We start from the raw sequence: 10,945 nt of genomic DNA on the forward strand, positions 1-10,945 counted from the left end.
AGTTTTACAATAAAGCAATATTATATGAATGTAAATATGAATGAGATAAAAGAGCAAGTAAGTAAAATCTCTGAAGATATAAGTAAAAACAATGAAGCTGTTAAAAATATTTTAGATGAAAATCTAATGAAATCATCTATTATACATTGTTATGATACAAATAAAAAATTAATTTATAGCAATTATAACACTAATAATTATTCTAAAAAAGAAATAAATAGTGCCCTAGAACCATATATAGATGCAGTACTAAAAGGTAATTCTATAAACGGCGTTACGAAATTATATGGTATAGATGAAGATGTTATACTTATAGGTCAATCTATAAAAAATAATAATGATATAGTAGGAACAGTTTTCTTTATAAAAATGGAACCGGAGTTTACTTCATCATTAAATGGTTTTTATATTGTATTAGGGGTGAGTATGGTACTTATTTTATTATCTATAATAATACCTTTATACATATTTATAAAAAGAATACTAAGGCCTCTAGAGGATATGACGAGTGCAACTATAAAAATGTCTCAGGGTGAATATAATACTAAAATAATAAATACTAGAAATGATGAAATAGGAGAATTAATAAATTCCTTTAATGTACTATCAAACAAACTAGCAGAAAATGAAAAACAAGCTAAACTATTAGAACAAACTAGAAGGGATTATATAGCAAATATTTCTCATGAACTAAAAACGCCAGTAGCATCTATTAGAGCTATAGGTGAAGTATTAAATGATGATATTATTAAAAATAACATAGACCAAAAGAAATATTATAATATGATACTAAGGGAATCTGTTAGATTAGAACTATTAATTGAAGATATGCTAGAACTATCTAGACTACAATCAGGAAATATAGCAATTGAAAAGTCAGTAGTAAATATAGATGATATATTAAAGGATGTTGTAGAAGAATTTGAAATAAAAGCAGATGATTTAGATATTAAATTTATAACACCTAAAAATATAAAAAATACTACGGTATACACTAACAAAAACAGAATAATACAAGTACTAATAATTTTATTAGATAATGCTTTTAAATTCACGCCTATAGAAGGATGTGTAAGTATAAATATTTTAGAAGTAGAAGACTTTATAAAAATAAGTGTGTGTGATACTGGATTAGGAATAGATAAAGATGATATACCATTTGTTTTTGATAGATTTTATAAAGCAGACAAATCTCATTCATCAATAGGAACAGGTATTGGTTTATCTATTGCATCAGAGATAATGAAGCTTTTAGATGAAGAGATATATGTAGAGTCTAAAGTTAATGAAGGTTCTAAATTTACTTTTACAATACATAAAATTAGAGAGTAACAAAAGTAGTTATATTAAATACAAAAGTTAAAATATTGTAAAGTCAGGAGGATTCCTGACTTTATTTGTATAATTAATTAGTTTGATAAAAAAAGGGAGGATATAAATTATGGGGATGTTTCCAAAGTTAGAAACACAAAGATGTATTTTAAGAAAAATTAGTAAAATAGATGCAAAAGATATGTACGAATACGCGAGTGATGATGAGGTAATAAAATACTTATCATTTCCAAAGCATGAGAGTATAGAACAAACTAGAGATGTAATAGAAAAGTATTTTGTACCTAAGTATGAGGATGGTAATTCTTATGATTTTGGGGTAGAATTAAAAGAAAATAATAAATTTATAGGTACTTGTGGATTTAATGAAGTAAAAGATAATGAAGCTGTACTTGGATATGTATTAAATAAAAAATACTGGAATATTGGGCTAATGACAGAGCTTGTAAAAGAAGTAATGAGATTTGGATTTGAAGATTTAAAACTAGACAAGATTACAGCACTACATTATGATGGCAACAATCAATCAGGAAGAGTAATGCAAAAATGTAATATGGAATATGTAAAGTTTGAAGAAAGAGAATGTAGGCATAATGGAATTTTAAAGGAAATTGAAGTACATGAGTATGTAATAACGAAAGAAATGTATAATAAAATAAATAACTTATAGAGGTGACAACTTATGGCAATAAAAAATGATTGGCTATTAGACCAAATAGAAAACTTAACTTTAATGATAGCAAAAGTATTTTTCAAAAAATCTACAACAAAGTATGAAATAGAAAATGTTATGAAACTATCTGAAACAGACTTATTGTACAAAGAACTACAAAAGCTATTACAAGAAGGCAATATTTGTGAAGCGGAAAATATTCTGTACAAAAATTTACAAACATCAAATATAAAGTACTTAGAAGTTGCAGTAGATTTTTATGAAAGCTTAAATTTATTAGAAGATGAAGAATTAGAAAAATGTAACTTTTCTAGAGAAGAAGTTAATGAAGGCCTTATTGAAATATTAGTAAAGTTTAATATAGATTTAAAACAATTTAATATTAATACATAAAGAAGTTGTATGGAGATAACTCAACAAAATATGATTCTAGCGGATGGAATTTATTTTGTTGAGTTATTTTATTGTTATTATCCGTTTACTATTTCACCACCGTTTATATGTATAGTTTGTCCAGTTATAAAAGATGCTTCTTGACTAGCTAAAAATACATAAGCACCAGCACACTCCACAGGTTGACCAGGCCTTTGCATAGGAGTATTACTACCAAACTCTGAAACTTTTTTCTCATCAAAGCTTGAAGGAATAAATGGCGTCCATATAGGACCTGGAGCCACTGAATTAACTCTAATACCGATCTTTGCTAATTGCATAGATAAGGACCTAGTAAAGGCTGTTAATGCACCTTTAGTCATAGAATAGTCTAGTAATGTTTCGTGTCCATGATACGCAACAACAGAGGTTGTATTTATTATACTATCACCACATTTTAAATGAGGTAGTACAGCTTTAGTTAAATAAAATGCTCCATATACATTAGTCTTAAAGGTAGTATCAAACTGTTCATCATCTATGTCAATTAGATTATCTTGTACATATTGAACCCCAGCATTGTTTACTAGTATGTTTACTTTTTTATATTCATTTAAAGTAGTTTGTACAGCATCTTTACAAAACTTACTATCTTTTATATCACCCTTAATTAAAAGGCATCTTCTACCTTCATCTTCAACCTTTTGCTTTGTAAATATAGCATCTTCATCTTCATTATAATATATGATACTTATATCACAACCAGATTTTGCAAATGCAATAGCGACAGCTCTACCGATACCACTATCACCACCACTAATAATAGCGACCTTATCCTTTAATTTATCATTTGGTTTATTATATAAGGGACTATCAAATATAGGATTAGGTATCATTTCATTCTCAAATCCTGGATGATGATTTTGATGTTGCTTTGGAAATGAAGTTGGAAAAATCATAATTTATTCTCCTTTAAAAAAATTATTGTACAGAATTAGAATTTCCAAAGGAATATAAATTATACTCAAGGGAATTTTACTAATAGTAAAAAAGTCATAAAAATTAATAGATATACGTGGAAATTAAAACTAAATAAAAAAGAGAATTTTTAGAAATAAATAGTGCAATAATAAAATAGAAATAAAACCAAAAGGATGTGGCATCATGACTCATAAGAAACAACCAAGTACAAAAAAGATGGAAGAATATAAACAAGAAAAAATGGAAGTTGCTAAAGAATTAGGAATAAACGGAGCAAACAACACAGAAGTAAATGCAAAGATAGCTTCTCAAGGAGAAGCAAAATATAGCAAGAGCACAATGAACACAAAACATAAATATGTAAATCCACAAGAAAGTGAAAAAACAAGATATTAATAAAAAATAAGACTATGAATAGTAATGTTCATAGTCTTATTTTTTTGAGGTGCTATTTTTTCTAATATACTTACGCTTAACTTTTTTTACTTTTTTAGAGTTATTATGTATATTTCTATCAAAGACGTCAAAAGTTTCTCCTGCGTTTTCATCATTAAATCTTTCTTTACAGGCTATTCTCATCTCAGAGGCTAAGGCTAATTCTTCTCCTAGGGCAACTAGAAAAGAAGCTAATATACCTAAGTCCTCATCATTTTCAATTTCTTGAGCTATTAGTACCGAAATAATTGAGACTAATACTAAATACGAATTAGCCATATCATTACAATAACTATCAATAGAGCAATTCCTACTTAGACTTCTTATTTTAGGCATAGAACCTCCTAATATAGACTTTTATATGATATTCTATGAAATATTAAAAATTTAGTTACTTAAATAAAATATTAAAAATTTGTGTTTATTGAAGTAATAGTATATAATAATTTAGTAAAAATTAATAAGACAGTTCGGAAGCCTCCTGTCTATAAGTAAAACTACGGTGATAAAAGCATTGAAAATGTGATACTTAGAATGCAATAAACCGTAGCGAAAGCTGCGGTTTTATTTATTAACTTATATAAATTAAAAGGCTTTAATTTACTATATAAGGAGAAACAACATGAGAAACAACACTAAAAAGATAGTAGTAATAGCACTAATAGCAGGGTTATACGCAGCATTAACATTAGCACTTGGATTTATAAGCTACGGGCCAATACAATTTAGAATAGCAGAAGTTATGACATTACTTCCTTTACTTGGGAAGGAATATATAGTAGCATTAACATTAGGGTGTTTTCTAGCTAATGTAATAGGACCATATGGAGTACCAGACATTATATTTGGTACAGTAGCAACTTTTATTAGTGTGTATTTAGTTTATCTTACAGGGAAAAATATGAAAGATAAAAAAGGATATGTATTAATTGCATCATTATGGCCAACAATAGTGAATGCCATAGTAATAGGGGCAATGTTAAATATATTCTTTGGATTACCATTAGTTTTATCTATGTTACAAGTAGGATTTGGACAATTTGTGGTAATTACAATAATAGGTGTTCCATTATTCAATGGATTTAAAGAAAAATACTTGAATAAACTTAAAGACGTTATGAAATAAATTAAATAAGTATACGAGTAAGGAGTTAAAATGGAAAATATAGAAAAAATAGAAACTGCAAAATTAATAGGTATAGGTGATGATGGTATAAAAAACCTAAACTTAATGAGTGAAAAAGTTAAACATAATATGGATTTAGAAACAATCGAGCCAAATCAAGATTTAGATAAAGAAGAAGTAAGAAAGTTATTAGATGGAGTAGACATATTATTTTTGACATACAATAGCGAAGACAAAAGAGCTCTTCAAATAGTAAATGCTATAGGATTTATGGCAGATGAAAGAAGAGTATTATGTATAGGATTAGACTCAGCAATAAAAGAAAACAAAGATGATGTTAACATAAATAGAGAGTTTAAAATAAACAGCGAAAACTTAGATGAAGTTTTAAACTTATTAAATATGATGTTAGATTCAATATCTGATTTTTGTATGATAAACATAGACCTAACAGATTTAAAAGAATCGTTAGCTAGTGATATGGGTATAAGATATTCATATGGTGAATTTGATCAAAATACAACTACTGAAGAAATGGTTAAGACACTAAAAGAAAAAAGTGTACAACTTAAAGAAGAATTAACTGGTAAAAAAGAAATGATATTAGTTGAATTAGATGCTAACTACTGTGATGAAGCAACTATGATGATTAAGTTAAATGATTTATTATCAGATATACAAGACAATAGAGAAGATACTTATGAAGGTATATTCTCATTATACCTAAGAGATAGAGCTGAAGGTAAGATAAAAATAGGATTAATATACAATTAATAATAACCCCTGTAAAACAAGTAGACTTGATTTATAGGGGTTAATTATTTAGAAAGATATCATTTCCTTTCCACTTAACTTTTCTCTTTAATAATGTTAAATAAGTAGAGTATAAGAAAATAGCTAAAAAGAAAATTATATAAAATCCAATACCTAGTGATTCAAATAAGTTAATAGAAATTATACGATATGAATACATATACACTACAAATGATAATAAAGTATAAAGTAAGATAGAGTATAAAACTTGACCATACAATATAAGCTCTACACAATGATAAAGTACTGCAAAAATAGAACAAATAAATAAGACAATAACAATAGTATTTCTAATACTATTATGTTTAAATCCTTTGGCTATGTTTTTAGACCAACCTTCGATTATATTATTTAGATTAGTATACATTCTAAAAGATATAATATTTCTTCCTAGAAATCTTTTTATTTTTATATTATTTTGTTTAAGCAAATTAGCAAGAGCCATATCCTCTACAACTTCATTTTTTATAACAAAATGAGTACCTATTTTCTCATACAAATCTTTTGATATAAGGATACAACTACCATGCAAACTATTATTGAAATTAAACTTAGTAAATGCCATAGAAACAATAATACAAAATATACAAGATAGCTTTTCAACATAATTTTTAGTTTGATAATAAGGCAAGACACTGTATACCTTATCATTATTATTAAGAAAGTCTAAAAGCATTTTATCAAAATTTATATTATTAGAAATATAAGTATCAGCATCTAAAAATAATAAGTTTTTATTTTTAGAATGTTTATATCCTTGTAAAAGAGCATAGTTTTTTCCAGTATATCCTTTAGGTTTATTAGATATATTTATAAGTTTAACGTGTTTAAATTTTTTGACCTCATTCTCTGTATTATCATCACTTAAATCATTAACAACAATTATCTCATCAATATACTTTGATACTAAAGATTTGAGAAGTTGTCCAATTTTTTCTTCTTCATTCTTAGCAGGTATAATAACTGTAATTTTATCAGTTGTATTTTTATTAAAAGAAAAGAGGTTTTTATAGGTAAAGTGATCATAAAACAGTAAATAGTTAAAAATAAAAAACAGAAATATAACAATCATAAAGTTTACATCCTTTAAGTGAAATTTATTATTTAGTATTGCCTCAATAGATAAAATTAACACCAAAATAACTAGCTATAAACATAAAGTAAGCTTTATAATATACAAAAAAATATGATATTATATAATAAATACATAAAGAGGTAAAATATGAACTTATTTGACATAATAGACACTAATAAAGATGATATAGTAACTGTAGTTGGTGCTGGTGGTAAGACTTCTTTGATAAACTACTTAGCAAAACACTATCAAATAAATAATAAAGTATTAGTTACAACAACGACAAAAATATATAAGCCTGATAATGAATTTAAATATACTATGTATTTATTAGACGACAATACAAAAATACAACCACCTATAAAAAATGGCATAGTTGTATGTGGTCAGTATATTAATAATGAAGAAAAAATAGTAGGTATGGACTTTGAAGAACTAGATAGAATCACTCCTAAATTTGATCTGTCATTAATAGAGGGGGATGGCTCTAAGATGAAAAAAATAAAAGGCTGGAACAATAACGAACCAGTAGTATATCCATCCACTAAAAAAACAATTGGAATACTAGATATTACATCTTATGATATGGATATAAATGAAGTTAATATACATAGACTAGATGAACTTAAAAAAATAACAAACATAAATAAAAACGAAAAGATTAACTTTGATAATCTATGTGATATAGTATTAAATGATAATGGAATGTTTAAAAATGCAATGGGTGAAAACGTATTATTTATCAATAAAGTAGAAAATACATACTACGAAAATATTGCAAAAGATTTAATTGAGAATATAAAAAATAAGAATAAAACCATAGATAAAAATATTAATATTGTTTATGGAAGTATAAAACAAGGTATTATAAAAAGAGGATAAGTATGATAACTGCAATAGTAATGGCTTCGGGATTATCTAAAAGGATGGGAACAAATAAACTACTTTTAGAGTATAAAGGAAAAATAATTATTGATTATACACTTAAAACACTTAAAGATATAAACTTTATGGAAGTAATAGTAGTAAGTCAATATGATGAAGTATTAGATTTAGCAAGAGAGTATAAATTCAAAGCAGTGAAAAATAACAATGCTATATTAGGTCAAAGTGAATCCATCAAACTAGGAATACAAAATAGTAAAACTTGTGATGGCTATATGTTTTTTGTAGGAGATCAACCATTTATAAACAAAAAAGATATAGAAAGTATTATTGATACATTTAAAAAACATAAAGACTATATAGTAATTCCAAGGTTCAACTTGAAAAATGGAAACCCTGTTATTTTTCCATACAATAAAAAAGAAGACTTAATGCTACTTAGAAATGATGAAAAGGGTAAAAAAATAATAAAATCATCTACTAAAATAAAATATGTAGATGTAGAGGAAGATATGTTATTTGACATTGACACAAAAGAAGACTATGACAAAATGATGAGGTATGTAAAATGAAAAAAATAAAAACTGTAGATGCACTAGGTCATGTACTTTGCCATGACATAACAAAAATAGTACCAGGGGAGTTTAAAGGAACTGCTTTTAAAAAAGGACACGTTGTAAAAGAAGAAGATATAGAAGTATTACTATCTTTAGGTAAAGATAACCTATACGTATGGGAACAATGTGAAGGAATGGTACATGAAAATGATGCCGCACTATTCTTAAAGGATTTAACAGCAGGTGAAAATCTAGAATTTTCAGATATAAAAGAAGGTAAAATTGATTTTATAGCAAGTATAGATGGATTATTAAAAGTAGATGTAGACTTATTATTAGAATTAAATATGATAGATGATATTATGCTATCAACATTACATAATAACTTTGAAGTTAAAAAAGGTATGAAAGTAGCAGGAACTAGAGTAATACCTTTATTAATAAATGAGGAAAAGTTAAATGAGGCAAAGACAGTAATAGGAAGCAACAAACTTGTAAAAGTAGTTCCAATAAATAAGAAAAAAGTAGGTATAGTAACTACAGGAAATGAAATATTCCATAAAAGAATAGTGGATAAATTTGGACCAGTAATAAAGGAAAAAGTAGAAAAATATAACTGTGAAATAATAGGACAAACTATTTGCCCTGATGATAAGGAAGTAATAAAAAAGGCTATAGCTGATTTTATAGATCAAGGAGCAGAGCTTATATGCTGTACTGGTGGTATGAGTGTAGACCCTGATGATGTTACACCTACAGCTATAAAGATGAGTGGTGCTGATGTGGTTACATATGGTTCACCAATACTACCAGGGGCTATGTTTTTACTAGCGTACTTAGGGGATGTTCCTATAATGGGTATACCAGGATGTGCAATGTACAATAAGACAACAGTGTTTGATGTTGTGCTACCTAGAGTTTTAGCTAATGAGAAGCTTACTAAAATGGATATAGCTAGATATGGTCATGGTGGATTATGTATGAACTGTGATGTATGTGTGTATCCTGCTTGTAATTTTGCTAAGTAGAAGTTGTTTTTTTATATAAATTAGGCCCGCGAAGAGGCGGTGCAACTTATATAGCTCGCCTCTTCGCTCATGATTTATATAGATCGAGTATTTCGGATGATATTTTTTTCATATCGTCTATTGCAGTAGTGGGAGATATTATTTCAATATCTTTGCCATATCCAAATGCAAATTCTAATCCTTGAAATATAGCATCGAATTTTATATCCATATACACATCATCATCTTCAATTTTAATATTACTAATGGAGATAAACTGTCTTTCTTTAATATGATTAATAATAGAAGGATTGACTTTAAATGTAAATGTATGTTTTGGGATAGAGTTTTTAAAATTACTAGTACTAGACTTCCAGTGTTTTTCTAAATTAAAATCACTAGGTCTATCAAATGATTCATCAGTTACTAAAGCGGATTCAATATTACTAACTTTATAAGTTTTAATAATTTCGCTATTCTCACCTATTAAATACCAAATACCTCTTTTACATACCAATCCAAGGGGGTTTAGTATTACATTTTTAGTTTCATTTATCTTTCTATATACGATATTTAAAACCTTACTATTCCATATTCCAGTTTGTAAAGTAGAAAGAATGTCTGTATCTATCTTTATTGGATTTTCTCCCCAAGAGTACATATCTATGTAAATATAATTTTGTATATTTTTTATTTCACTTAATTGAGAAGCGGAGGAACTACCTAAAAGTTTAAGCATTGTGCTATGTTTTACTTTTTTTATGCCCAAATCTTCTAAGATTTTGTCTCCTGTTGGGATAAACAAAGAATAGATTTCGTCTTTATTTATTCCAGTTAGTGTAGTCTGATAGTCTCCTAAGAGTTTTATTCCTCCGTTAGAGCCTCTATCTGTAAATATAGGTATACCTAAAGAGCTTAAAGATTCCACATCTCTATAAATAGTTCTAACTGAGACCTCCAACCTTTTAGCCAAATCATTTGCTGTTAACTGTTTATGTACTTGCAATAACATAAGTATTGAAATTAATCTGTCTGCTTTCATAAAATTCCTTTCTAATATGACATAGGATGTCAGTTATTATAACTTATAATATATCTTGTATCAAGGTATCGTTCAAAAATAATAAAAACTGTGTTTTTGAGAATATTATAAATAACAAGTTAAAGGAGAATTAATGATATGAATGGAAAAATAATATTAAACTTAGCAATAAGCTTAGATGGATATATAGCAGATGAAGATGGAGGATTTGACTGGATAGTTGGAGATGGAAATTCTACATTAAATACAGAAAATAAATGGGATTATTCTGAGTTTTTAAATGATATTGATGTTGTAGTTATGGGTAAGAAATGTTATGATCAAGGATTTCATAAGGATTTTAAGGAAAAAGATGTATATATAGCTACTTCACAACATATTGAGAATTATGAAAATTATCATTTTATAAGCGGTAATATATGTGAAAATATAAAGAAATTAAAGGATGAAGGTAAAAATGTATTCTTATTTGGTGGAGGAGGGTTAATTGATAACTTTGTCAAAGCTGATATTATAGATGAATATGTTATAGGAATAATACCTACTATTTTAGGAAAGGGAAGAAAGTTATTCTTAGAAAATAATCCTAAAATAGACTTAAATCTTGAGTATTATGCAGTAGAAGATGGTGTTATAGTAATGAAATA

The 10,945-nt window shown here is 26.9% G+C and carries 14 protein-coding genes; 10 read left to right on the top strand and 4 right to left on the bottom strand.

Annotated features, from left to right (window positions below; all coding sequences use genetic code 11):
* The 3 genes from ACRDBA_RS07905 to ACRDBA_RS07915 all read left to right on the top strand — a co-directional run.
* Nucleotides 1-1,332 (top strand): ATP-binding protein (locus tag ACRDBA_RS07905; RefSeq protein ID WP_438572380.1); only part of this gene is annotated, 1,332 nt, incomplete at its 5' end.
* Between the two features lie 109 nt (nt 1,333-1,441).
* Entirely contained in the window at nt 1,442-2,002 is a 561-nt protein-coding gene (locus ACRDBA_RS07910) for a GNAT family N-acetyltransferase (protein WP_438572381.1), read from the top strand.
* A 12-nt stretch (nt 2,003-2,014) separates the two neighbouring features.
* Nucleotides 2,015-2,398, top strand: a complete 384-nt coding sequence (locus ACRDBA_RS07915; RefSeq protein WP_438572382.1) for a DUF6483 family protein — start codon at nt 2,015-2,017, stop codon at nt 2,396-2,398.
* A 77-nt stretch (nt 2,399-2,475) separates the two neighbouring features.
* Here ACRDBA_RS07915 and ACRDBA_RS07920 read toward each other — a convergent pair whose 3' ends face one another.
* Entirely contained in the window at nt 2,476-3,336 is an 861-nt protein-coding gene (locus tag ACRDBA_RS07920; RefSeq protein ID WP_438572383.1) for an SDR family oxidoreductase, read from the bottom strand.
* Between the two features lie 205 nt (nt 3,337-3,541).
* On the opposite strand from ACRDBA_RS07920, the gene ACRDBA_RS07925 reads away from it, so the two are divergent.
* Nucleotides 3,542-3,754: a hypothetical protein gene (locus tag ACRDBA_RS07925; RefSeq protein ID WP_438572384.1), complete on the top strand. Its 213-nt coding sequence runs from the start codon at nt 3,542-3,544 to the stop codon at nt 3,752-3,754.
* Nucleotides 3,755-3,790: 36 nt separating this feature from the next.
* On the opposite strand, the gene ACRDBA_RS07930 is transcribed toward ACRDBA_RS07925, so the two are convergent.
* Nucleotides 3,791-4,129, bottom strand: a complete 339-nt coding sequence (locus ACRDBA_RS07930) for a hypothetical protein (protein ID WP_438572385.1) — start codon at nt 4,127-4,129, stop codon at nt 3,791-3,793.
* A 286-nt stretch (nt 4,130-4,415) separates the two neighbouring features.
* Here ACRDBA_RS07930 and ACRDBA_RS07935 point away from each other — a divergent pair, with 286 nt between their 5' ends.
* Together ACRDBA_RS07935 and ACRDBA_RS07940 are read left to right on the top strand one after the other, a co-directional pair.
* A complete protein-coding gene (locus ACRDBA_RS07935; RefSeq protein ID WP_438572386.1) occupies nt 4,416-4,919 on the top strand; it encodes a QueT transporter family protein in 504 nt (167 codons plus the stop codon).
* Nucleotides 4,920-4,949: 30 nt separating this feature from the next.
* A complete protein-coding gene (locus ACRDBA_RS07940) occupies nt 4,950-5,693 on the top strand; it encodes a hypothetical protein (protein WP_438572387.1) in 744 nt (247 codons plus the stop codon).
* A 40-nt stretch (nt 5,694-5,733) separates the two neighbouring features.
* Here ACRDBA_RS07940 and ACRDBA_RS07945 read toward each other — a convergent pair whose 3' ends face one another.
* Nucleotides 5,734-6,804, bottom strand: a complete 1,071-nt coding sequence (locus tag ACRDBA_RS07945) for a glycosyltransferase (protein ID WP_438572388.1) — start codon at nt 6,802-6,804, stop codon at nt 5,734-5,736.
* A gap of 150 nt (nt 6,805-6,954) precedes the next feature.
* Here ACRDBA_RS07945 and yqeC point away from each other — a divergent pair, with 150 nt between their 5' ends.
* The 3 genes from yqeC to ACRDBA_RS07960 are packed head-to-tail and all read left to right on the top strand — an operon-like array spanning nt 6,955 to nt 9,277.
* Nucleotides 6,955-7,689 (top strand): selenium cofactor biosynthesis protein YqeC, encoded by a 735-nt coding sequence (gene yqeC / locus ACRDBA_RS07950; protein WP_438572389.1) that lies wholly within the window; start codon nt 6,955-6,957, stop codon nt 7,687-7,689.
* Between the two features lie 2 nt (nt 7,690-7,691).
* A complete protein-coding gene (gene mocA, locus ACRDBA_RS07955; protein WP_438572390.1) occupies nt 7,692-8,264 on the top strand; it encodes a molybdenum cofactor cytidylyltransferase in 573 nt (190 codons plus the stop codon).
* A complete protein-coding gene (locus ACRDBA_RS07960; protein ID WP_438572391.1) occupies nt 8,261-9,277 on the top strand; it encodes a molybdopterin-binding protein in 1,017 nt (338 codons plus the stop codon). The genes mocA and ACRDBA_RS07960 overlap by 4 nt, the downstream gene beginning before the upstream one ends.
* A 67-nt stretch (nt 9,278-9,344) precedes the next feature.
* Here ACRDBA_RS07960 and ACRDBA_RS07965 read toward each other — a convergent pair whose 3' ends face one another.
* A complete protein-coding gene (locus tag ACRDBA_RS07965) occupies nt 9,345-10,298 on the bottom strand; it encodes a helix-turn-helix transcriptional regulator (protein ID WP_438572392.1) in 954 nt (317 codons plus the stop codon).
* Nucleotides 10,299-10,436: 138 nt separating this feature from the next.
* Here ACRDBA_RS07965 and ACRDBA_RS07970 point away from each other — a divergent pair.
* Nucleotides 10,437-10,945 (top strand): dihydrofolate reductase family protein (locus ACRDBA_RS07970; protein WP_438572393.1); only part of this gene is annotated, 509 nt, incomplete at its 3' end.

The organism is Clostridium sp. (genome assembly GCF_051654825.1).
GTDB lineage: Bacteria > Bacillota > Clostridia > Clostridiales > Clostridiaceae > Clostridium.